The organism is Paraburkholderia sp. JPY465, from assembly GCF_050436725.1.
GTDB lineage: Bacteria > Pseudomonadota > Gammaproteobacteria > Burkholderiales > Burkholderiaceae > Paraburkholderia > Paraburkholderia youngii.
On sequence record NZ_JBNDMT010000003.1, the window covers coordinates 1839628 to 1861827 of the forward strand.

18 protein-coding genes and 3 pseudogenes are annotated in these 22200 nt (G+C 60.1%); 13 read left to right on the plus strand and 8 right to left on the minus strand.

Annotation, left to right across the window (positions count from 1 at the left end):
• The first annotated feature begins 336 nt into the window (after window positions 1-336).
• From QFZ94_RS23190 to QFZ94_RS23210, 5 genes are all read left to right on the plus strand, one after another.
• The gene (locus QFZ94_RS23190) at window positions 337-1338 is read left to right on the plus strand and encodes an NAD(P)-dependent alcohol dehydrogenase (RefSeq protein WP_429459817.1); all 1002 of its coding nucleotides are present in this window, start codon (window positions 337-339) and stop codon (window positions 1336-1338) included.
• 64 nt (window positions 1339-1402) lie between these two features.
• On the plus strand, window positions 1403-1864 hold the full coding sequence (locus QFZ94_RS23195) for a (R)-mandelonitrile lyase (RefSeq protein WP_429459819.1): 462 nt from the start codon (window positions 1403-1405) through the stop codon (window positions 1862-1864).
• Window positions 1848-2660: a carboxymuconolactone decarboxylase family protein gene (locus QFZ94_RS23200; protein ID WP_429459821.1), complete on the plus strand. Its 813-nt coding sequence runs from the start codon at window positions 1848-1850 to the stop codon at window positions 2658-2660. The genes QFZ94_RS23195 and QFZ94_RS23200 overlap by 17 nt, the downstream gene beginning before the upstream one ends.
• 29 nt (window positions 2661-2689) lie before the next feature.
• Entirely contained in the window at window positions 2690-3427 is a 738-nt protein-coding gene (locus QFZ94_RS23205; RefSeq protein WP_429459823.1) for an SDR family oxidoreductase, read from the plus strand.
• A gap of 51 nt (window positions 3428-3478) precedes the next feature.
• The gene (locus QFZ94_RS23210) at window positions 3479-3721 is read left to right on the plus strand and encodes a tautomerase family protein (protein WP_429459825.1); all 243 of its coding nucleotides are present in this window, start codon (window positions 3479-3481) and stop codon (window positions 3719-3721) included.
• Window positions 3722-3774: 53 nt separating this feature from the next.
• Here QFZ94_RS23210 and QFZ94_RS23215 read toward each other — a convergent pair whose 3' ends face one another.
• A complete protein-coding gene (locus QFZ94_RS23215) occupies window positions 3775-3927 on the minus strand; it encodes a hypothetical protein (RefSeq protein ID WP_429459827.1) in 153 nt (50 codons plus the stop codon).
• Window positions 3928-3941: 14 nt separating this feature from the next.
• Here QFZ94_RS23215 and QFZ94_RS23220 point away from each other — a divergent pair, with 14 nt between their 5' ends.
• Window positions 3942-4949, plus strand: coding sequence for an arabinose transporter (locus QFZ94_RS23220; RefSeq protein WP_429461898.1), 1008 nt, complete (start codon window positions 3942-3944; stop codon window positions 4947-4949).
• 285 nt (window positions 4950-5234) lie between these two features.
• Here the strand turns inward: QFZ94_RS23220 and QFZ94_RS23225 are convergent, their stop codons facing one another.
• Window positions 5235-5612 carry a winged helix-turn-helix transcriptional regulator gene (locus tag QFZ94_RS23225; protein ID WP_429459829.1) on the minus strand — a complete coding sequence of 126 codons (378 nt, stop codon included), beginning with the start codon at window positions 5610-5612 and terminating at the stop codon, window positions 5235-5237.
• 123 nt (window positions 5613-5735) lie between these two features.
• Window positions 5736-6253: pseudogene (locus tag QFZ94_RS23230) on the minus strand (integrase core domain-containing protein); the annotation flags it as partial.
• A 454-nt stretch (window positions 6254-6707) separates the two neighbouring features.
• Here QFZ94_RS23230 and QFZ94_RS23235 point away from each other — a divergent pair.
• From QFZ94_RS23235 to QFZ94_RS23260, 6 genes are all read left to right on the plus strand, one after another.
• The gene (locus QFZ94_RS23235) at window positions 6708-7475 is read left to right on the plus strand and encodes an SDR family NAD(P)-dependent oxidoreductase (protein ID WP_429459831.1); all 768 of its coding nucleotides are present in this window, start codon (window positions 6708-6710) and stop codon (window positions 7473-7475) included.
• An 887-nt stretch (window positions 7476-8362) separates the two neighbouring features.
• Window positions 8363-9214 (plus strand): SDR family oxidoreductase, encoded by an 852-nt coding sequence (locus QFZ94_RS23240; protein WP_429459833.1) that lies wholly within the window; start codon window positions 8363-8365, stop codon window positions 9212-9214.
• 348 nt (window positions 9215-9562) lie between these two features.
• A complete protein-coding gene (gene tnpA, locus QFZ94_RS23245) occupies window positions 9563-10021 on the plus strand; it encodes an IS66-like element accessory protein TnpA (RefSeq protein WP_429459834.1) in 459 nt (152 codons plus the stop codon).
• The gene (tnpB, locus tag QFZ94_RS23250) at window positions 10018-10362 is read left to right on the plus strand and encodes an IS66 family insertion sequence element accessory protein TnpB (protein WP_254346648.1); all 345 of its coding nucleotides are present in this window, start codon (window positions 10018-10020) and stop codon (window positions 10360-10362) included. The genes tnpA and tnpB overlap by 4 nt, the downstream gene beginning before the upstream one ends.
• A gap of 30 nt (window positions 10363-10392) precedes the next feature.
• A complete protein-coding gene (gene tnpC / locus QFZ94_RS23255; protein WP_429459835.1) occupies window positions 10393-11961 on the plus strand; it encodes an IS66 family transposase in 1569 nt (522 codons plus the stop codon).
• A 544-nt stretch (window positions 11962-12505) separates the two neighbouring features.
• Window positions 12506-13978: an ISNCY family transposase gene (locus QFZ94_RS23260; protein WP_429459100.1), complete on the plus strand. Its 1473-nt coding sequence runs from the start codon at window positions 12506-12508 to the stop codon at window positions 13976-13978.
• Window positions 13979-14260: 282 nt separating this feature from the next.
• Here the strand turns inward: QFZ94_RS23260 and QFZ94_RS23265 are convergent.
• The 5 genes and pseudogenes from QFZ94_RS23265 to QFZ94_RS23285 form a co-directional block, all read right to left on the minus strand.
• Window positions 14261-14581, minus strand: a pseudogene (locus QFZ94_RS23265) (transposase); the annotation flags it as partial.
• A gap of 543 nt (window positions 14582-15124) precedes the next feature.
• Complete coding sequence (locus QFZ94_RS23270) at window positions 15125-15982, minus strand: MBL fold metallo-hydrolase (RefSeq protein WP_368582789.1); 858 nt, start codon at window positions 15980-15982, stop codon at window positions 15125-15127.
• A 28-nt stretch (window positions 15983-16010) separates the two neighbouring features.
• A complete protein-coding gene (locus QFZ94_RS23275) occupies window positions 16011-16562 on the minus strand; it encodes a WD40 repeat domain-containing protein (RefSeq protein ID WP_429461900.1) in 552 nt (183 codons plus the stop codon).
• A 31-nt stretch (window positions 16563-16593) separates the two neighbouring features.
• Window positions 16594-20301 (minus strand): annotated as a pseudogene (locus QFZ94_RS23280) (PQQ-binding-like beta-propeller repeat protein); the annotation flags it as partial.
• 107 nt (window positions 20302-20408) lie between these two features.
• Window positions 20409-21275: a helix-turn-helix transcriptional regulator gene (locus tag QFZ94_RS23285; RefSeq protein WP_429459837.1), complete on the minus strand. Its 867-nt coding sequence runs from the start codon at window positions 21273-21275 to the stop codon at window positions 20409-20411.
• Between the two features lie 96 nt (window positions 21276-21371).
• Here QFZ94_RS23285 and QFZ94_RS23290 point away from each other — a divergent pair, with 96 nt between their 5' ends.
• Window positions 21372-22199 (plus strand): SDR family NAD(P)-dependent oxidoreductase, encoded by an 828-nt coding sequence (locus QFZ94_RS23290; RefSeq protein WP_429459839.1) that lies wholly within the window; start codon window positions 21372-21374, stop codon window positions 22197-22199.
• The last annotated feature ends 1 nt before the right edge of the window (window position 22200 follow it).

Sequence of the window (22200 nt, forward strand, 5' to 3'; positions counted from 1 at the left end):
TCTTATTTGCGTATCGCTTACATTGCATGCAAGGACTAGTTGCAGTCCCATCGGCTCGATGCTGACGTCGGGAGCGCTCAGCCGGAGGCCACTTCTTCAATCGAAGGCTGGACGGGAGTCATTCATATGTGTGGTAAATGCGGAGACCCGCAGCATAGGCAAATCATACCCTCCCCAGGGCGCAGAAAGCTGCTTAAGGGGAGTGCAGGCCTCGCCGCCGCGTCGTCGATTGGTGGCTTCGGCACGCAGGCGCAAGCGCAAACGACCACCGTCGCTGCGGAGGAAGGGCCATACCGCGTTCGTGCGTACGGCAACAGAAGCCCCAACGGGCCGTTCTTGCCAATTGAAATTCCACGGCGAGCCCTGCGACCCAACGATGTTCTCATCGACATCATGTATTGCGCGATTTGCCATTCTGACATTCACATCGCACGACAGGAGTGGAAGTCGCCTTATCCCGCGACCAACTATCCGTGCGTCCCGGGACACGAAATTGTTGGCCGCGTAGCAGCAGTCGGGACAGCGGTTACCAAGTTCCGGGTGGGTGACATTGCCGGCGCCGGCGCGATGATTGACTCCTGCGGCGTCTGCGAGAACTGCGTGAACGACCTTGAGCAATATTGCGTCAAAGGTTGGACGCTGAACTTCAATTCACAGGACACGCACCTCGGCGGCTACAACTACGGAGGTTTCTCGCAGCGCGTAGTTGTGCCCGAACGCTTTACTGTTCGCATCCCACCCGGGATGGACCTCGCAGCCACGGCACCGCTAATGTGCGCAGGCATCACAACTTTCTCCCCCATGCAACACTGGTCGGTGGTCGCTGGTCAGCGTGTTGGTGTAATCGGTTTTGGAGGCTTGGGCCATTTGGCGGTGAAGCTCGGCGTTGCGCGCAAAGCCGATGTCGTTGTATTCACAACCACGCCGGGCAAAGTCGCGGATGCCAAGCGAATGGGCGCACGCGAGGCTGTAGTCTGGAATACCCCTGGCGCTATGGAGCGGTACGCCAACCAGTTCGATTTTCTTATCTCGACGGTTCCGACAAACGTCCCAACCCAGCCGATTACAAACATGCTCCGGCTTGATGGGACCTACGTTATTGTTGGTGCGCGCGAGCCGATTGAAGACGTACGCGGCTCCGGACTCTGGCTACAACGGCGGAAGGTCTCGGCATCGCTCATGGGAGGGATGGCAGAAACGCAGGAGTTCGTCGACTACTGCGCGCGACGCAACCTTGTCTCTGATATCGAACTCATCAAACCCGGCCAGATTGACCAGGCGTTTGAACGCATCAAGTCAAAGGATGTTCGCTACCGTTTCGTTATCGACCTGACCTGAAACATACCGGAAGCTCGGGTCTATGGTCTTTCTCCCTGAGCTTTCGAATCCTCAAGAGGTAGTCATGAAACACGTTCTCGCAGCGGCTACTACTGCGGCCAGCATCGCGTCGACCGCAGCTATGGCCGGCAGCATCGAAATTCGCCATAGCGCAGAAGTGCAGGCAGTAGCTGGAAAGCCCGGCAACTTCACCGGTGACGCGGAAGTGAGATCGCTCTTCCCGCCCAACGACTCCACTCGCGCCAATGTCGGACTCGTTGATTTTGCTCCGGGTGCACGCACGACCTGGCACACTCACCCCGCAGGTCAGTTGTTGATCGTGACGGCAGGCATGGGTTGGATACAAGAGGAAGGAAATGAACGTCGCGTCATCGAGGCTGGCGATGTAGTCTGGATTCCCGCCGGCGTCAAGCACTGGCACGGAGCAACAGACACGACCGCAATGAGTCACGTCGCATTGACCTACGTGGTGAATGGCAAAAACGTGGACTGGCTCGAGCCCGTGTCTGATGAGCAGTATCGATAGAGGGCAAGCCAAAATGAACGCTACGGCAACCACCACTATTGCTCTTGCACTTTCTGTTGGCGCAGGCGACGTTCCGGCTGAAGTCGTGTCGCAGCGAGGCATGCTCTCGGAAGCAGCCATCCAGGCCGTGTCGCCCGCGCTTGGGCACTATGCTACGGTGAAACTTGCAAATGACCTATGGAAGCGACCTGGTCTGTCTCCGCGAGATCGCAGCATCGTCACGGTCGCAGCGGTGATTGCACGCAATCAGGTTGTCCTTATGCCCGAGCAGTTTGCGCTTGCGCTGGATAACGGCGTAAGACCTGGCGAAATTTCTGAAATCATCACACACTTGGCGTTCTACGCCGGCTGGGGTAACGCAATTGCTGCAACCTCCATCGCCAAAGACATTTTTGCCGCGCGAGGTATCACGCAGGACCAACTCCCCGGCGCTTCAGTCGATCTGCTACCGCTGGATGAGAAAGCCGAAGCCGACCGTGCCGCTCGCGTAACCAGCAGTGCAGGGCCTGCTTCGTCGGGCTTGGTGCGCGACACAACCGAGGTCCTGTTCAGGGATTTGTGGCTGCGGCCTGGACTCGCGCCGCGAGACCGTAGTCTCGTGACCGTCAGCGCGTTGATTTCCAATGGGCAGGTGCAACAGATCCCGTTTCACCTGAACAAGGCAATGGATAACGGCCTGACACGTGAGCAGGCCTCCGAGGTCCTGAACCAGCTCGCGTACTACGCCGGCTGGCCAAATGCATTCTCAGCTGTTCCCGTCGTCCGCTCAGTCTTCGAAGAGCGTGCTTCGAAGTAGCAGTCTGCAACCCTCAAAGGAGTTGAATCATGTCATCAGGTATCGAAAATAAAGTCATCGTGATCACCGGAGCCAGTAGTGGCCTTGGCGCGGAAACTGCTCGCCATCTCACGAAGGCAGGCGCCCACGTCGTGCTCGGTGCGCGCCGCGTTGAACGCCTTGAGTCGCTGGCACAGGAACTAGGCCTCAATCCTGAGGCTATCCAGAAGACAGATGTGACTGACCGTAACCAGGTGAAGTCGCTCGTCGACCGCGCCGTAACTCTTCACGGCCGCATTGATGTGCTCCTGAACAACGCCGGGTTGATGCCGAGTTCGATGCTCGACAAACTGAAGATTGATGAATGGGACCGCATGATCGACGTCAACATCAAGGGTGTCCTGTATGGGATAGCAGCTGCACTTCCGTACATGCAGAAGCAGATGTCCGGTCAGATCATCAACGTATCATCCGTTGCAGGCCACAAAGTCGGTCCCGGCGGCTCGGTCTATGCGGGCACCAAATGGGCAGTGCGGGCGATTTCTGAAGGACTGCGCCAGGAGGTGAAGCCCTGGAATATCCGCACGACCATCGTATCGCCGGGTGCGGTCTCGACTGAACTCATCAGCACGATTACGGACAGTGACATCGCTGCTGGAATGGCGAAGACGTATGAAAAGGCTATTCCTCCTAGCTCGTTCGCGCGCGTGGTGGCGTTCGCGATCAGTCAGCCGGAGGACGTCGACATCAACGAGGTTCTCTTCAGACCGACGAGTCAACTGTATTGATAGTGTCAAAACAGGCCGTCATCGGCTGACAGCACTCGTATTCATCAGGCTATGGAGATTAAAGCGATGCCGCATGTGATCATAAAGGCTTGGCCCGGAAAGACCGAAGAGCAGAAGCAGAAACTAGCAGATGCGATCGTTCGTGATGTGATGTCGATCCTCGGGTACAACCGGGAATCGGTATCTGTCGCATTCGAAGAGATTGAGGCAAACAGGTGGAAGAACGATGTCTATATCCCTGACATCCAGGGTCGTCCCGAAATCCTGCTCAAGAAACCCGGTTACACGATGTAGGAAGTACTGTAATGTCAGAAGCATATTCCACGAAGGCGAGCGACGGTGCGGTCTTATTGACGCTGATGCCAATCATGGGAGCCGTCCTCGTCGGCTTCGTAATCATCGGTGTCGCGCTGCCAGTTCTGCCCCTGCACGTTCATGATGACCTCGGGTTCGATACGTTTTTGTCGTTGGGCTCGTTGCAGGCGCACAGTTCGTCGCATCACTGATTTCCCGGATTTGGGCAGGGTCTTACTCCGACCGCCATGGCGCGAAACAGGGTGTCGTAACAGGACTGATCGGCGCTGTAGCGGCAGGATTGCTCTATCTGCTGTCGCTCGCTTTCATAAAGCTACCTATTGTCTCCGTCTCGATCCTACTCATTGGACGAGCGGTGCTCGGTGGAGCGGAGAGTTTCATCATCACCGGAGCTGTTGCCTGGGGACTCGGACTTGTTGACAAGGACCACGCTGGCAAAGTCATCGCCTGGGTAGGCACCGCGATGTTTGCGTCGATGGCTCTCGCCGGCCCTGTCGGCACTGTTCTCTATATGTCAGAAGGCTTTATTACGATCGCTCTGACCACGACTGCACTGCCGCTTGTCGTTCTGTTGTATCTTGTCCGGATGCCATCAGTCGCGCCTCACCCGCACGGGGAACATGCGCCACTGAAGACGGTAATAAGCGCGGTATGGCTACCGGGCGTTGGTGCCGCACTTGCAAGTATAGGCTACTGTGCAATCCTTGCATTCAGTTCACTGTTCTACGCCGACAAACACTGGCATCCGGTGTGGATGGCATTTACCGCATTTGGCCTCGCGCTGATGCTGGCGCGCTCGGTTGCAGGCCACCTACCCGACCGTTTCGGTGGTGCAAAGGTCGCACTGGTGTTTGTCGTTATACAGGCAGCGGGCCTGATATTGATGTGGCTTGCGAGAACATCGCTGGTTGCGTCGGCGGGTGCAGCAGTTGCAGGATTTGGCTATTCGCTCGTCTATCCGGGACTCGGCGTGGAGGCTGTAAGCGCAACGTCACCGAAAAACCGGGGCCTCGCGATGGGCATTTTCACAGCTTTCCTCGATGTGGCGATGGCCGTTGGCAGTCCAACGTTAGGTTGGGTCGGCGGGCATCTTGGCCTCGCGGCGGTATTTCTGGTTGGCGCGGCGAGTGTTTTTGGCTCCGGCGGTGTTGCAGGCCGGTTGCTCTATACGAAATCGTCGTTGGAGAGGCATGGCCGGGGTCGGTAAATACGTGGAGGGTCAGACTTTCGCGATTGGCGGCCAGGCCTGATCGAGCCCGCGCGCTTTGACCGCTGAAAGGATATTGCAGCAAATCGTCCTGTTCCGAAGATCACTGGATCGACAACCGATTCATGCGACATTCCGTCATCGCGCGGAGCGACGACGCGCGACGTGCCGCGCCTAACTCGCGCGCACGTGGCACGTCCACCGCGCTGTCACGTCTCGCCGCGGTCCGATCACGATGTCACACGGTTGCGTGCGGGCAACCGTGAGATTGTGGTCGCGCAATTATCATTCCCTGCTGTCGAATTCGCCCTGTGCACGTTCGATTTCCGCACGGTGACGATGAGCCCAAAATGCAAGACTATTGAGCGGTTCGATCAATGAGCGACCAAGCTCCGTCAGCTCGTACTCGACTTGCGGGGGAACCGTTGCATAAACGGTTCGTTTGACGAGACCGTCACGCTCCAGGCCTCGGAGAGTTAGCGTCAGCATGCGGTGAGAAATACCGCCGATAAGTCTCTTAATGGCGTTAAAGCGCGTTGGTTCACGCGTAAGGACACCAACGACCATGATCGTCCATTTGTCTCCGATGCGGTCTAGGACTTGTCCGAGCGCCTTGCACTCTGGGGGCGCGTTCAGATCTTCTTCGTCCTCATATCTCGTCATCTCACTGTCCAATTTGTCTACCACTCCGCATAATACGGGAAATATCCTCGATCATGATGGGCTTCTCGTACGGTTTGCGAGGAGTGAATATTCCGACAGAGTATGATCACTGACTTGCCCCCTTCAATAGGCCGACGGGCATCTAGCAAAGTCCCTTTGAACCAGCTCCTGGATAGCGTCAGGAGAATCCGCTGTTGCTCGATGTTTCGCCGCAAACTCTGATGGCGAAAGGTAGTGTAGTGCGCTGAGCGGCCTTTGCTCGTCAAAATCCTGACGTGCCGCGATGACAGCCCGAGCGTGTGCATGCGTCGTGAGCCAGAGCTCGTTAAGGCATTCGTCGCGGTACTTGCCGTTGAACGATTCGATGTCCGCGTTCTGCGTCGGCTTGCCCGCTTGAACCAACTCCAAAGTGACGCTCGCATACGCTTAGTGGTCTAGCGCGCGACCCGTAAATTCGGAGTCCCTCGCATGTTCGCGCCGCCGTGAAATAGCCACGGAAACTCAGCACGGTCCGATTCCCGAGCGACGTATAAGCCAGACATGTCATGGTCAACGAGGTGTCGACAGCCTCTTTCTCGAGATCATCGACGACGGTAGCAGCTCACGCGCCACGTGTTGGCAAGTTCATGCATCACGAATTCTCGATTCGGCCCCGGTTTGTCACGTTACGCGGCGACTTTGGATTTGCAATCACTCTCACGTTTTGGCAACTGGGCAACACGCCGGCATGCACGCAAGCGCTAGCCGGCTCGTGTAATTCGTAAAAAAGTTAACTCACAAGCACCGGCCTTCACAATTTTCTACATGCACGGTGCTTTTTTTAAGTTTGCCACCGAGCAACGGGCCGTTCGTTTGCCGCGCATCTTTGGAATTCGGTTGTCACGATCTAAGCTCATGGATGTAACCCGCGTCGGATATAAGTATCGAACGAACTTATGGCGGATGGAAGTCATGAAGGAAGTTCATAATTGCCTTCATTTTTCGTCTATTTACTGATTTCCGCCACGGTCTTTTAATAGACGTTCGCCAGATCCGTCGCGTTAGCTTCAAGTGCGATGGCATCCCGAGTTATTTCGATCGATAGGACGCGACATCATGGGTATTTCGTACGATTTCAGTGGACAGGTCGCCCTTGTGACGGGCGCGGCATCCGGTATGGGCTTGACGACGGCCACCGCATTTGCGCACAGTGGTGCTCGGGTCGTACTTTCCGACGTCAACGCTGAAACTCTTCAAGCCGCAACAGAGCAACTCAAGGCTGCCGGCCATGAGGCCATCGGTATCGCTTGCGACGTCTCAGACGAGACTCAGGTCAAGTCGATGATTCAGCAAACGGTCGCCACCTTCGGACGCCTCGATGCAACGTTCAACAATGCAGGCATCCAGAGTCCAGCTGTCGATGTTCCCGACGTTCCGAATGAGGTCTACGACCGCATTGAAGCCATCAATTTGCGCGGCGTCTGGAATTGCCTGAAATACCAATTGGCCCAGATGCGCGACCAAGGGAGCGGCGCGATCGTAAACTGCTCTTCCATGGGGGGATTAGTGGGCCTGCCTGGGCGAGCGGCATACCATGCTGCGAAGCACGGCGTGCTCGGCATGACCAAGAGTGCCGCCCTTGAATTCGCCAGCCGCGGTATCCGCGTGAACGCTGTTTGCCCCGGAATCATCGAAACACCGATGGTTTCGGCGATGCTCCAAGGAGAGTCGGCTTTGATGAATGAGATGATGCGCGAAGTTCCTATCAACCGCCTCGGTCGCCCACAGGAGATTGCGGAGGCTGTACTATGGCTCTGCAGTCCCGGCTCAACCTTCGTCATTGGCCACGCTCTGGTCGTAGATGGCGGATACACAATCCGCTGAAGTTTGCCGCACCCGGGAATGGTGCTCTTCAGAAGAGTACAAGCAAAGGCACGCCGGCACGAAGAAGAGCTGTATGCATCCGATAAAAGACTCCATTCTCACGAGTGGCTGAAGGTCCGAGTTCAAGAGTCCGCATGGGCAAACGTGCTCAAGGGGCAATGACCGAAAATCGGGACGTCCGCATCAGGCTGGCTGTTGACCAGAAGCAAGACGACCGACGCGAACGGAATGAGGATGCTGGACTCGGACTGGTGGCACTATGATTGAAGCATAACGCGTCGGTCGCACGTGCCACCATGGCTCACGACGTCAACGCGAACCAGTTAGGTCGCTTGATCATGTGCAATCAGCTTCAAATCCTGCGCAATTGCCGGGAGCTAGCCCGAGCCATTTTGCGGCGTCTCGATCGACATTCCTGCTCCGGCGGCGAGAAGCCCAGCATTGCAGGTATCCTGCCGGCTTTCGTTCCCGTAAGTTAGGCGGCGAGATCGTTGTCGACACCGTCTGCCCCGATTCCGTCAATGGCGCTCGCGCTACATTCGGTTTTCCAATGGCTTGGAGCGACTTCGGCGAGACTGGCGTCGATGAATCACGACGACCATCGAGCTGTCCGGGGGGCTGGCGTGGAGGCGTCGTCCCTAGGGAAACACTTCCACGACCGTCACTGTTCATTTTGTCGTCGATACGATTAGAACATTGTGTATCGCGTGTTTGTCGGTCAAGTGTACCGCTTCGGTCCGGCTCTGCGGTCGTATTCCGTTCGTAGCTTCATCCAGCGTAGGAACATAAATGTTCGTTGAGAACCAACTTGTTCATTCTTGGCAAGAATCCAGTTTTCGCGCACATTTCTGAAAACATTCTGTTCGCTACGAAAGGAAGGTTGGCAAATGAAGATCGGAGTTAGTGGAGCCAGTGGTAATCTCGGCCAAGAAGTGCTGTCCGCTCTGCGCAGGCAACACACAAACGTGGCGCTAGTCGGCATCACCCGCACGCCCTCAACTGTGCCCGCTCCGGTGGAAGGACGGGAAGGTGACTACGACCGTCCAGACCTGTTGGTCCAAGCCTATCGCGGCATTGACCGCCTGTTACTCATTCCCAGCGCTGACTTGCGCCCGGGGGTACGAGGCCGCCAACTGAAAGCTGCCATTGACGCGGCTCACTATGCTGGAGTCCCCCACGTCGTGCTCGTGTCTGCGGCGGGGACGAAAGAGGTAACGGAGCCATCGCTTGGCGCCCCGTATTGGGAAGGCGAGCAACATCTCATTCGTACCGTGTCCCAATGGACCATTCTGCGAATGAACTATTACGCTGAGTCCATGGCCGAGGAGATCAAGAGCTCATTTGGCTCTGGCATCCTAGCCGGACTCGGACCCGAACGTGTTGCCTATGTTTCTCGGGACGACGTGGCCGCGGCTGCCGCCGGCATTCTGATTGGCGAGGGGCACGCGGGGGCAATCTACAACGCTACGGGACCAGCCACCGTGACTGGAGAAGAGCGAGCGGCGCTCGTCGCGAAAGTCACCGGCGCGCAGGTCAGCTTCGCCCCCCTTTCCCGTGATCAACTCCAGGGCGGCCTCGCCCAGGCCGGTCTCCCCGAAGAGGTCGTCAGTGCCATCCTGGAGATTAAGAGCAACTTTGTCGCGGGCGCATTCGACATTGTGACCGGTGATGTCGAGCGCCTTGCCGGACACCCGCCCACTAGCTTTCAGGACGTTCTCTCCGAGACGTTGGAGGCGTAGCACAACTACAGCTGCGATCCGCTTGGCTCAGCGGCCTTGACGTTCTCTCAAGCCAAGTGGTCAGCATTTTCCGTCGCTCTGCCGGCTACGGTTCCTCGGTCGCACATTCAAGTCGACCGCGGCTTTCTCAATGGACTCGTGCGCCTCCGCAGATCACGCGGCAAACTCCCGGTGACTTTGCTGGCACTGCTCGACCGCAGGACGTGCGAGAACGGTTTCCTGCGTAAGCGTGTATCAAGCCGCCTTTCTGCGCTTACGCGGCTCTCGCTGCGCCGTTTATCGCATTGTGCGATTTCAACATGGATTCCACGCTTGTTCGTAAGCGGCTCGTGCCGGCCGTTATAGACGGTGGCTGAGGGCGACATCAAAGTGATGCCCATCATTTCCAATCTGATGGGCACCACTTTGACACAGTCTGCGGAGAAGAAGCCTGGTTCCCGGACGGGACGCCCGAACTACCCACGGGAGCTGCGTGAGCGACTGGCAGCAGCAGCTTGCGAGCCTGGCGTATCAGTCGCGAAGCTGGCCCGGGAGAATGGCATCAACGCGAACATGCTGTTCACCTGGCGGCGGCGATATCTGGCCGATCAGCAAGCTCGATCTGCCGGGCTCATTCCGGTCGTATTGCTCAGCGACACGCCGACGGAGGTCATTGCGTCAGCTCCGGTAGAGCCGCAAGCGCAAGGCGCGAAGTCCGCGTCACCTGTCGGCACGATCGAGATCCGGATCGGTCGTGCGGTGGTTAAAGTGGATGGCCTGGTTGACGCGGATATGCTGCGGATCGTGCTGGGTAGTCTGCGCTCATGATCTCCCTACCGGCAGGCACGCGCATATGGATCGCTGCGGGCGTTACTGATATGCGCTGCGGGTTTCAGGGGTTGGCCGCAAAGGTACAAACAGCTCTTGAGGAGAACCCGCTGGGCGGCAACGTCTACATCTTCCGGGGCCGTCGCGGCGATCTGGTAAAGATTCTCTGGGCAACGGAGGACGGAATCTGGCTGCTCGCGAAGCGGCTTGAACGAGGCCGTTTTATATGGCCCAAGGCCGACGGTGGCAAGGTCCATCTGAGTTCTGCACAACTGTCGATGCTGCTTGAGGGCATCGACTGGCGACAGCCCCGCCGCACCGCCGCATTATCGATGTTGTAAACGGCGAGGCAGACTCGTAAACTACGGCGCATGTCGAACGGCGCCGATCTCCCTGACGATATCGAACTGCTGAAGGCCTTGCTGGTCGAGGCCCGTAGTCTGCTTGCCGAACGCGATGTCGAGATTGAGCAGCTCAAGGCGCAGATCGACAAGCTCAGACGCATGCAGTTCGGTCGCAAGTCCGAGCAGCTGCAGCGGCAAATCGAGACGCTCGAGACTCAACTTGAGGATCTGGCCGCCGGGCGCGGCGTTGTGGATGTGCAGCGTGCGCAGGCCCTCGGTGCAAATGCGTCCACCTCGAACACAACGGCGGACGAAGCGGCTTCCAGGCAAGCGCTTCCCGCGCATCTGCCGCGCGAGGATCATGTGCTCGAGCCTGAATCAAGCTGCCCTGATTGCGGTCAACCAATGCAGGCGCTCGGCGAGGACTCATCCGAACAACTCGCCCGGGTTGCAGCGGCGTTCAAGGTCATTCGCACGATCCGGCGCAAACTGGTTTGCCCGTGCTGCAGCACTATCACGCAGCTGCCGATGCCTGGGCTGCCGATCGAGCGGAGCATCGCCCATCCGAGCTTGCTGGCAGACATCCTCGTCTCGAAGTATGCAGACCACCAGCCGTTGTACCGGCAATCGACGATCGCGGCGCGCGATGGCGTGACGCTTGACCGGGCCAGTATGGGGCGCTGGGTTGGCCAGTGTGAGGCGCTGTGCGCTCCGCTAACAGAGGCGCTGCGCCGCTATACCGTGGCCGCTACCAAGCTGCACGCGGATGACACGCCGATCCCGGTGCTCTCACCGGGCAACAGGAAGACCCGTACCGGCCGGCTATGGGTCTACGTGCGCGACGATCGTCGCTCGGGTTCGGCGCAACCGGCTTCGGTCTGGTTCGCGTACTCGCCGAACCGGCAAGGCATCCATCCTCAAACCCATCTCGCCAGCTTCAAAGGGATTCTGCAAGCGGACGCGTACGCAGGCTTCGACGAATTGTTCCGCGATGGCTCGATACGCGAGGCGGCATGCCATGCCCACGCGAGGAGAAAGTTCTACGACATCCACGTGCGCACGCCGTCGGACACAACACAAAAGGCACTCGAATATATTGGCGGGCTCTACGAAATCGAGGCCTCCATTCGCGGCAGGCCAGCCGCCGAGCGGTTGCGAATACGGCAGGAGAAAGCCAGACCACTGCTTCAAATCTACGAAGCGTGGCTTAGGGCAAAGCTTGAAACGCTGTCGTCGAAGTCCGATACGGCCAAGGCGATCAACTACACGCTGAACCGGTGGAGTGCACTGACGTTGTATTGCGAAGACGGTACGCTCGAGATCGACAACAACATCGCGGAGAACGCGCTGCGTTGTGTAAGCCTGGGTCGGAAAAATTTTTTATTCGCCGGTTCAGACAGCGGCGGCGAACGGGCAGCCGCGATGTACGCATTGATTGGCACTTGCAGACTGAATAACATCGATCCGCGTGCCTACCTCGACTACGTGCTAACCCATATCGCCGGTCACAAAATCAATCGCATCGACGAACTCCTGCCTTGGCGTGTGGCCGACAAGCTGCACACACCAAGCAGTCCGCCAGATCCCTCTACCTGACTGGCAGTTCCAGTCACCATCTTGCCTTACGCGCACGCGAATGGACGAACGGCCCAGCTGAGCCGCTTACGCTTGTTCGGCGGTTTGAGACGAATTTCCGGCCTCATTGCCGCGTCTTTCCCCACTACAGGCGGACCTGTGCCAGTGAGCGCATGCGCACGAGGTTGTAGGCGGCCATATTCAACACGAACGTCTCGTCCACTTTCTTCGATTGTCTGGCAGCCGAGGACGCCGCACCACGCGCACGTCAGCACCCTTTCAGGTTGGGCCGCTCGCGGGCGCCGCGATCGTCTACGTGGGGCTCATAGCGAGCGTGACGTCCGCAAGCGGTCTCGTCGAGCGGCGGTTGGTATCTTGCGACGTCGGGCTGACACGGCTGTGAGCCGCTTGCCTGGTCGTTCGCGCTGGATTGTTAGCTTTGCATAAAAGAAATTATCGAAGACTGGCGTGTAGGTCCCAAATAGAAATGTCGGGTTTCCGCTAAATAGAAATGTCGTGTTCTGGGTAGTTTGTCCGCCGGACATCCACATGGAGCGCGCCGGCGATGAACGCGACTGGGACGATCACGATGACGATGCGGGAAGTTGACCGGTTCAAGGTCATCCAGGCGGTGACCGAAGCCCGGCTCAAGCCTGGTCAGGCGGCTGAGCGGCTGGGATTGAGCGTGCGACAGGTCGAGCGGCTCGTGCTGCGCTACCAGGCGGCTGGCGTGGCCGGACTGGTGTCGGGCAAGCGCGGTCGCCCGGGCAATCACCAGTTGCCTCCGGGCAAGGCTCAACGGGCACTGGCGCTGATCCGTGAGCGCTATGCGGATTTCGGCCCGACGCTGGCGTGCGAGAAGCTTCGGGAGTGTCATGGCATCGATCTGGCGGTCGAGACGGTGCGCACACTGATGCGAGCGGCCGGTCTGTGGATTCCGCGCAAGGAGCGCCCGCCGAAGGTCTATCAGCCGCGTAACCGTCGTGCCTGCCTGGGCGAGCTGATCCAGATCGATGGCAGCGACCATCGCTGGTTCGAGGACCGGGCGCCGGCGTGCACGCTGCTGGTGTTCATTGATGATGCGACCGGACGACTGATGGCGCTGCACTTCACGGCGACGGAGTCGACCTTCAGCTATTTCGAGGCGCTGCAGAAGTATCTGGGCGTGCATGGCAAGCCGGTGGCGTTCTACAGCGACAAGGCCAGCGTGTTCTATGTCAAGAAGCGCTCGGAGACCGCCGGCAAGGGCGTCACGCAGTTTGGGCGAGCCCTGTACGAGCTCAATATCGACGCGTTCTGTGCGAACACGAGTCAGGCCAAGGGGCGCGTGGAGCGGGCCAACCTGACGCTGCAGGACCGGCTCGTCAAGGAACTCAGGCTGCGCGGCATCAGTACGCGGGAGGCCGCTAATGCCTGGGCGCCCTCCTTCATCGCCGACTTCAACCGGCGCTTTGGCAAGCCACCCAGGAGCGACTACAACGCGCACCGGCCGCTGCGGGCTGATGAGGATCTTAGACAGATACTGGCCTATCGCGTGCCGCGCAGGATATCGAATGCACTGACGGTACAGTACGACCGGGTGATGTATCTGCTGGACGACACGCCAGTCAGTCGCGGGCTGATCCATGAATACGTCGAGGTCGTCGAATATCCGGATGGCGCGATCGAGGTGCAGACCGGTGGCGTTGCGTTGCCGTACCGCCAGTATGACCGGATCACGCACATCGACCAGGGAGCCGAAGTTGAGAACAAGCGCCTCGCGAGCGCACTGGAAGTTGCCCGTCGTGTCCAGGCCATCCGCGACGACCGCCGCGCGTCAGGTTCACCATCGCGCACACACAGTGGCGAGCAGGTCCAGGCAAAGAAAGCGCTCATCGGACTGAAGAAACAGCGTGCCATCGAGGTTGCCGACATCAATCAGGCGATTCTCGAAGTCAGCACCAAACTGATGGAGGGACGTGGGGCGGCTGCGCCGCCCCACCCCAAAACCATAAATAAAGACAGGACAAGGCAGGCAAAACCCGACATTTCTATTTAGCTGGCTGCACGACGTTTGAACTTAGCGGGGACATGGCGATGTACCAGCCAAGTTGTAATCTATGGCCAGCCCGAGATTTGCAACCTCTGGTTCTGATGTTTTCGTGGCTCGCGCAAATCTATCCGGAATCGCTGTTCCGCGATGAAAACCGCACCGGATCATCCTCAAAATGTCGGCAGTTGCTACGAGCTGTACAACTTGTCAGGTTCTTCGTCCGGTCGCTGTGCCGTTCGACCATCAAACTTCCAGCCGTCGCAAAACCTTGTTGGGTGAAACGGTGAATCAGTTCGCAGGCTCCAGGCGCGCGGCATCGTAAGCGGCGTGTTTGGTCAGCACCACCCAGGCGATCCGCGCGAGCTTGTTGGCGACCGCATAGGCCACCACGTTCGCGTGCCGTCGCGTCAGCATGGACCGGATCCACGCGCCGAGCCTGTCGTTGCGCTGCTCTGCGCGTTGGATGACCGCGCGGGCGCCTTGCACGAGCAAGTGGCGTAAATGCTTGTCACCTCGCTTGCTAATTCCGCACAGGACACTTCGTCCGCCGATGCTGTGTTGCCGTGGTACCAGTCCGATCGAGGCCGCGAAGTTGCTGAGGCATTCGAACCGTAGCCATGTCGTGTCGCGACAGTCCCTGCACCAGCGGGTCTTGAAATAAACAATAGGGCCAGAAGAAAGATCAACAATCTCTGCAAGCTGTTGACTTCTGCAGCCGATAAGAAAGAATTTTGTCCGTGTGGCTTACAGACCCTACCGTATTCTCGCCGGCTATCTCGGTGTCTGTTCGCCACTAACGGGCCCGCATCAAAACTTCGTTGCATTTCCGCAACAACCCATGGCCTATCGCAGCCGACGGCAATTTGTGCGATTGCCACAGCAACCGACGGACCCTCTAGTACATCAACTAGTACATCGACCAAGATCGATATAATCTTTCATACGTAAATTCAATTAGTTATACGATTAAATCGAGTCCTCTCCTGGGCACCACAAGTTGTTCCGGCGTAAGCCGATGTAGTTCGAGAAACCCCGTAAGATCAAAGTCTTACGGGGTTTTTTGTTTTTCACGGCTGGTCTGCGCGGAGCGCGAGACCACACTCTCAGCCCTACCTGCGTTGCGGCACTTCTCGCCACGAAAGCCCGTCAACCTCAATCCTTCCGCATGCGAACAACCAACGCGAGCAAGCGGGTGCGCATTTCCTCGGCCGGCAAGTGCGTGGGCCAGCCGTGACCAGGAAGCAACCAGTCGAAGCGATACGCGGCTAGCTTGCCAAGCGATTCGGTGAGCTCAGACCATGAATACCAGCACGCGTCCCTGAACGCGACGAGGTCCCGCGCGCGCGGGCTCCATGCAAGCGAATCACCCGCGAACAACACACTGTCGTCGAGCAGGTACACGACGCTCCCGCGCGTGTGCCCGGGCACAGGAATCGCGCGCACGCCGGCGGCTATATCCGTCGCCGATGCATCGTCGAGCAAGTCCGTTGCGTAAGGCGCAGCCGACATGTCTTCCCGGTGAATCCAGACGCGCGCGCCGAAATGACGGGCGTATTTATCCGCGTCCGCGACGTCGTCACGATGCGACAGAAGGATATGCGCGATACCACCGTTGTCGTCGAACCATTTCACGAGTTCCGCCGCGTAGCGCGGTGAGTCGATCAGCAGATTGCCGTCCGGGCGCCTCGCAAAGTAAGAGTGCGCGCCAAACGACGACCGCGCGTTAAATCCGCAGCGCCACACCGCCGACGTGATCGGCTGTGGAAAGATCACGGCACCCGGACGAGGCTGCTTCGTTTCACTCCGTACCGAGGCCGTAGGACACACGAGCACCGCGCGCCAGGCGTCGACGTGCTCTTCGGGCGTAACCGGCTGCCGCAAGAAGACACTCTTGTCGTTTCGTTCGACGATCAGCCCCGGCGCGACGTGACGCGATGCACCGCAATTGATGCACGCTGTGTCGATGTACCACTCGCCTGGGACGGAATCGGCGTTGCGTGTCGGCTTCATTCGATGCTCCTGTCGTCCGGTCGGCAAATCAGGATCCACATACGTTTTCGCCCTGGCGCCCGCGCACGGGAGAAAGGGCGGCTCCATCACCGGTTGTGAGCAAGTTTGCTCCCACAAGCCTTTCCTTGCACACCGCCATCGCCAAACTCCGCCCTCGATTTTGCATAAGCCAAGGGATCGGCCACACCCGCGCGGTCTGATCCGCGGACGCGGTCACCACCCGCTCGCCATCCGGGCTGAAGGCGGCGGAGCTCACGGCTCCGTGATGCCCGGTGAGTTGCGCGATCACCTGGCCAGTCGCCACGTCCCACACTCGCGCGGTCCCATCCGCGGACGCGGTCACTACCCGCTGGCCGTCCGGGCTGAAGGCGGCGGAACCCACCGCCCCCTGATGCCCGCTGAACTGGCCGATCTGTTTGCCCGTCGCCGCGTCCCACACTCGCGCGGTCCCATCCGCGGACGCGGTCAGCACGCGCCGGCCGTCCGGGCTGAAGACGGCGGAAAAAAACCGTCCCGCGATGCCCGCTGAGCACCAGGATCTGTTTGCCCGTGGCCGCGTCCCACACCCGCGCGGTCCCATCCCAGGACGCAGTCACCACCCGCTGGCCGTCCGGACTATAGGCGACGGAATCTGCCGGCTCCTGATGCCCGCTGAGCACCAGGATCTGTTTGCCCGTGGCCGCGTCCCACACCCGCGCGGTCCCATCCGCGGACGCGGTCACCACCCGCCGGCCGTCCGGGCTGAAGACGACGGAAAAAACTGCCCCGTGATGCCCGCTGAGCTGGGCGATCTGTCTGCCCGCGGCCGCATCCCACATCCACGCGGTCTGATCCGCGGACGCGGTCACTATCCGCTGGCCGTCAGGGCTGAACGCAGCGGAGTCTACCCAACCCTGATGCCCGCTGAGCAGCGCAATCTGCTTGCCCGTGGCGACGTCCCACACCCGCGCGGTCCTATCACGGGACGCAGTCACCACACGCTGACCGTCCGGACTGAAGGCGGCGAAAACAACCGGCTCCTGATGCCCGCTGAGCAGCAAGATCCCCTTGCCCGCGTCCCACGCGCGCGCGGTCCTGTCACGCGATGCAGTCAACACCCGCTGACCGTCCTGGCTGAACACGGCGACGTTTACCGGCCCCTGGTGTCCGATCAGCTGCACGATCGTCTGTCCGGTCGCCGCATCCCACACCCGCCCGGTCTTGTCATCGGAGGCGGTCACCACGCGCAGGCCGTCCGGGCTGAAGACGGCGGAGCTTATCGGTCCCTGATGTCCGTTGAACTGCGTGATCGCGTGGCCGGTCGCCGCATCCCACACTCGCGCGGTTTTGTCATCGGACGCAGTCGCCACGCGCCGGCCGTCCGGGCTGAAGGCCGCGGAGAAAACCGGTCCCTGATGCCCTGTGAGCTGCGCGATCACGTGACCGGTCGCGGCATCCCATACCCGCGCGGTCTTGTCATCGGACGCGGTCACCACGCGCCGGCCATCCGGGCTGAAGGCCGCTGAGCTCACCAGGTCCCGATGCCCGCTGAGCTGCGCGATCACGTGACCGGTCGCTGCATCCCACACCCGCGCGGTCCTGTCCGCGGACGCGGTCACCACGCGCCGGCCGTCCGGGCTGAAGACCGCGGAGAAAACCGGCCCCTGATGCCCGTTGAGCTGCACGATCTGTTTGCCCGTAGCTGCGTCCCAAACCCGCGCGGTCCTGTCCGCGGACGCGGTCACCACGCGCCGGCCGTCCGGGCCGAAGGCGGCGGAATAAACCAGGTCCCGATGCCCGCGGAGCTGCGCGATCTGTTTGCCCGTCGCCGCGTCCCAGACCCGCGCGGTCCTGTCCGCGGACGCGGTCACCACGCGCCGGCCGTCCGGGCCGAAGACGGCGGAATAAATCAGACCCTGATGTCCGCTGAGTTGCACGATCTGTTTGCCGGTAGCCGCGTCCCACACCCGCGCGGTCCCATCCCAGGACGCGGTCACCACCCGCTTGCCTTCGGGGCTGAACGCGGCGGAATCGACCGCATCCTGATGCCCACCGAGCACCGCAATTTGCATCGATGCCTGCGCGCCGCGCATGAGCTCCAGCTCCGCGTCAACCGATCCCGGCGAAAGCCAACTCTTGCGCATCGCCAGTATCGCGAAGCGCATTGCGCGATCGTAAATTCCCGCGTCGTTCGCCATCGTCGCGGCCGACACCAGCACAACAGAAGTCTGGCGCGCGACCGTCCGGGTCTGGTGAATGATCCACCCTGCTGTCGCAATCAGAATGAACGCGATTACGCCCATCAGTACCTGGATGACTCGCTGCGTAGACGCTGTCCGTGTGTGAGCGATCCGCTGCAACTGCGACTCGCGCTCCGCGCGTGCGCCCTCCTCGCGCCCGCGACAAGCCCGCAAATAGGAAAGGCCATCCGCGCCCAGCATTCGTTCGAAGTCCGACCGCTGCAGGATGGCTTCCGCGCTCGCCAGCCGCTCGCCGGCGTGGGCTAGCCAGGCCGGCCCCTGCCCGTTCTTTTGCCACTCCTGCGCCGCTCGCTGCACGGTGTCGACTGTATTGAGCGCATCTGCGTCCGCGTCGAGCCAGGTGGTAAGGACAGGCCACTGCCGTAACAGCGCCTCGTGCGCGATTTCAACGATGGTGATTTCCTCATCGCCAGCTTCGGCCTTGCGTCGGTCTTCCAATAGCAATCGATACCGGATGAGACGCTTCAGCACGGCATGGGCGGACTCGGGAAGCTCATCCCAGCGTGCCACACGGCGCTTGCGCTGTTGCGTCAGCGGTTCGACGTGCGCGAGCCATGGGATCAAGCCATCGCGCAGTAGACGCTCGCGCTCAGCCTTATCTGCTGGAACAGCAGGCGCCCGTCCGGGATCGGCAAATGCCGATTCGACCGCGGCCTCGATGGAACCGCGCATACCCCCTATCGCCTGATAGTCGGCCAGGCTGAAGCTTCCTGTGGCGCCATAGTCGGTAAATAGCCGCTCGAGCGAAAAGGCCAGCAAGGGCAATGCGTCTGTCCCTTCAGTATCGTGAAGAAGCCGCTCGATCAGCGCTGGCTGGATCGTCAGCTCACGCCCGGCGGCGGTAGCCCGCGCGGCAGGACCCTCGATCACCGCCTTGAATTCCGCGCGCTCGAATGGAGGGAGGCTGAAGACGCGCGGTGGTATGCCGCGCAGCGTTGGCGCGCTCTGCAATGGCTCGTAAGCGTCTGTGCGGATCGCCACGACCGCAAGCGCACGCTGCCGTTTGCCGATCGCCTGAATCGCCCCGTTTTCCGCCGTCGCGAGCGTCCTCGCAAGCAAGGACAGGAAGTGCGAAGACTGCTCTTCGCCTTCTGCGCTGAACAATTCCTCGCCCTGGTCGATACAGATCAGAACGGTCGGCGCCACGGCATCTGATCCGAGCCGCGAGCAGTGCAGCGTTTGAAGCTGGCCAAGCAGTTTCTCAAATCCATCAGGAGTCTGAACTGCCTGGCGGATCTCGGCGCGCGTCCTGGGTGCAGCGAGTTCCTGAAAGGCGAGCTCGATACTGACGACTAGTCCCGTGGCACCGGTAAGAACAGCGCACTCTGGCCGGATCACAGGCAGCGGCAAAAAGTTTCGGTCATCGCACTTCAGACGCGGCCACAGGCCCGCCCGCAGGAAGGACGACTTGCCCGCTCCGGACGCGCCGAGGATCACCAACATCCGCTCGCCCCCCTGCTCACGGACGCTGCGTAGCGTATCGAGCCCGCGCAAGACCGCCGTGTCCCGGCCAAAGAACACGGCCGCATCCTCGGCCTCCAGCGCTCTCAGTCCTGGATAAGGGGGCCGCTTGGCATCGTTAGCCGGCGGCCACGGAAAGCCCGACGGGGAGGACCCGGCCTGTCGCAGCCCAAACTCGAGCCGGGCAAGCCCCGCTTTGGCGAAAGAGACTTCAGTTGCCGGAACAAGCGGCTCATGCGAGACCCGGAAGCTCTGGCGTTGAGTCCCAGTGGCGAGATCACAGAGCCGCCATCGCACCGTCAACTCTTTCGGCAAGGCGTCGAGCGGCATCGCCTCGACGAGCACACCGAAGATTGTCTTGCCCAGAAACCTGGCAAGGGTTAACTGGGCCAGGCACGAGCGAGAGTCGCACCACGCGGGCGAAATCAGAAACAGCACGGCCTCGCAGCGGTCGGCCGCAGACTTGAGCGCCTCCTGCCAGCGTTCGTCATGAACCAAATCCTCGACCGGCTCGAGGTCAACGAAGTAGTCATCCCAGCCGTTATCGGCAAGCCAGTGTCCGACCGCGAGCGCGAGAGCGTTATTTGCGCTGGCGTGGCTGATGAAGATCCTGGGCATCGCGCTGCGAACTTCAGTCTCTCAGTTGACTGCACTCGGAAAGAACACCATCCACCTCATTTGCTTGAGTCTGGCATCCCGCGCGCTGAATTGATTGCGTCAATGCTTTACAGTTCGCGCCTGGCGGACACGATGAGAGCGTCCAGCTTGTCCGCGGTCCTGCATTCATCAAGCGGCGTGTAGACGGTGAGCTTGCGATCGGAGCCGTCCAGCAGCGCGAAACTGGTGTATTCGAAGACCATCAGGCCTTTGCGCGGATGCCTGATGCGCTTGATGTTCGATAACGGATTGAGCACCTCATGCCTGCGCCACCACGCATTGAATTCGTCGCTCCTGTGTCGCAGCGTCGATATCAGCCGTTCAAAATCAGGATCACCCACATAGCGTGCACTGTCGTTGCGGAACATCGCTAGCGACGCACGCGCCACGTCCTCCCAGTCAACGAGCAAACGGCGATGCCGCGCATTCGCGAAGACCATGAACATCAGATTGCGCTCATCCACCGAAAGCTGACCGTAGTCACCGAACACCAAGGTGGCGGCCCGATTCCAGCCCAGGATATCCCAGCGACGGCCAGTGACGTAAGCGGGCTGGCCTGACAGACTGGCGAGCATCCGTTGCACCGGCTCTTCGAGCTTTTCTGGATTCGTCGACTGGAGTTCCGGCGACGGACGATCGCTCAGTACGAACAGATGCCGCCGCTCAACGGCGTCCAGCCGCAACGCATTCGCGATTGCGATCAGCACCTCTTCGGACGCGCGGACGTCGCGCCCCTGTTCGAGCCAGGTGTACCACGTGATGCCGACGTCCGCGAGCATCGCGACTTCTTCGCGGCGCAGCCCCGGCGTGCGTCGTCGAAACCCGTCAGGCAATCCGACCGCGGCTGGACTCAGGTGCTCGCGCCGCGACCTCAGAAATGCACCCAGCTCGCAACGGCGCCGTTCGGCGGCGACGGTTCTGACGTTCATCGTCATCGTGGTAGCTCCCTATACCAGTATCGATCCAGCACTGTTTGTCGCGCGGCAAAGCGCACAGGATGAAGACCAAACCAACTTTCAGTCTATTCAATCATGAACATGACGAACAAGCTTGTGCTGGTTACCGGCTCGACCGACGGACTCGGACGCTGCGTCGCGAAGCGACTCGCAGCCCAGGGCGCGCATGTGCTCATTCACGGGCGAAATATGGAAAGGGGCGAACACGTCGTTCGCGAGATAGCGGATGCGGGAGGCAAAGCTACTTTTTATCCGGCTGATTTGTCTACGTTCGCGGAAGTTAGATCGCTGGCGAGCGCGATCGGACGCGCGCACGATCGACTCGACCTGCTCATCAACAACGCCGGCATCGACACCGGTCCGCGTGGCTCGACCCGGCTAGTCACGGCGGATGGAATCGAATTGCGGTTTGCCGTGAACTACCTCGCGGGCTTTGCCCTGACCAGGCTTCTGCTGCCTCTTTTGCTGAAGGGCTCGAGATCGCGGATTGTCAATGTCGCTTCCGTGGGACAACGCCCGATCGATTTCGACGACGTGATGTTGAGCCGCGGCTATAGCGGTACCGCGGCCTACTGCCAGAGCAAGCTCGCGCAAATCATGTTCACCTTCGATCTGGCCGACGAACTGGCGCAGACCAGCGTGACGGCAAATTGTCTGCATCCGGCCACATTCATGGATACAACCATGGTGAGGAATGGCGGAATCACACCGCTCAGCACGGTCGCGGAAGGCGCCGACGCGGTTCTTCATCTTGCGGCGACAACCGCAATGGAAGGCCGTACCGGCCTCTATTTCGACGGCACGAGGCTCGCCAGAGCTCATCCCGACGCCTACGACCCCACGCTTCGCAAGCGACTGCGTCAGCTCAGCTTTCAGTTGACGGACCCGTCGCTGGCACATTGAC

Bases quoted from the DNA above. Each gene is read 5' to 3' on its own strand.
- QFZ94_RS23195 (WP_429459819.1), top strand. From the start codon at position 1,403: ATGAAACACGTTCTCGCAGCGGCTACTACTGCGGCCAGCATCGCGTCG.
- QFZ94_RS23200 (WP_429459821.1), top strand. From the start codon at position 1,848: ATGAGCAGTATCGATAGAGGGCAAGCCAAAATGAACGCTACGGCAACC.
- QFZ94_RS23205 (WP_429459823.1), top strand. From the start codon at position 2,690: ATGTCATCAGGTATCGAAAATAAAGTCATCGTGATCACCGGAGCCAGT.
- QFZ94_RS23210 (WP_429459825.1), top strand. From the start codon at position 3,479: ATGGAGATTAAAGCGATGCCGCATGTGATCATAAAGGCTTGGCCCGGA.
- QFZ94_RS23215 (WP_429459827.1), bottom strand. From the start codon at position 3,927: ATGCGACGAACTGTGCGCCTGCAACGAGCCCAACGACAAAAACGTATC.
- QFZ94_RS23225 (WP_429459829.1), bottom strand. From the start codon at position 5,612: ATGACGAGATATGAGGACGAAGAAGATCTGAACGCGCCCCCAGAGTGC.
- QFZ94_RS23235 (WP_429459831.1), top strand. From the start codon at position 6,708: ATGGGTATTTCGTACGATTTCAGTGGACAGGTCGCCCTTGTGACGGGC.
- QFZ94_RS23240 (WP_429459833.1), top strand. From the start codon at position 8,363: ATGAAGATCGGAGTTAGTGGAGCCAGTGGTAATCTCGGCCAAGAAGTG.
- tnpB (WP_254346648.1), top strand. From the start codon at position 10,018: ATGATCTCCCTACCGGCAGGCACGCGCATATGGATCGCTGCGGGCGTT.
- tnpC (WP_429459835.1), top strand. From the start codon at position 10,393: ATGTCGAACGGCGCCGATCTCCCTGACGATATCGAACTGCTGAAGGCC.
- QFZ94_RS23260 (WP_429459100.1), top strand. From the start codon at position 12,506: ATGAACGCGACTGGGACGATCACGATGACGATGCGGGAAGTTGACCGG.
- QFZ94_RS23270 (WP_368582789.1), bottom strand. From the start codon at position 15,982: ATGAAGCCGACACGCAACGCCGATTCCGTCCCAGGCGAGTGGTACATC.
- QFZ94_RS23275 (WP_429461900.1), bottom strand. From the start codon at position 16,562: ATGGGACCGCGCGGGTGTGGGACGCGGCCACGGGCAAACAGATCCTGG.
- QFZ94_RS23285 (WP_429459837.1), bottom strand. From the start codon at position 21,275: ATGACGATGAACGTCAGAACCGTCGCCGCCGAACGGCGCCGTTGCGAG.
- QFZ94_RS23290 (WP_429459839.1), top strand. From the start codon at position 21,372: ATGAACATGACGAACAAGCTTGTGCTGGTTACCGGCTCGACCGACGGA.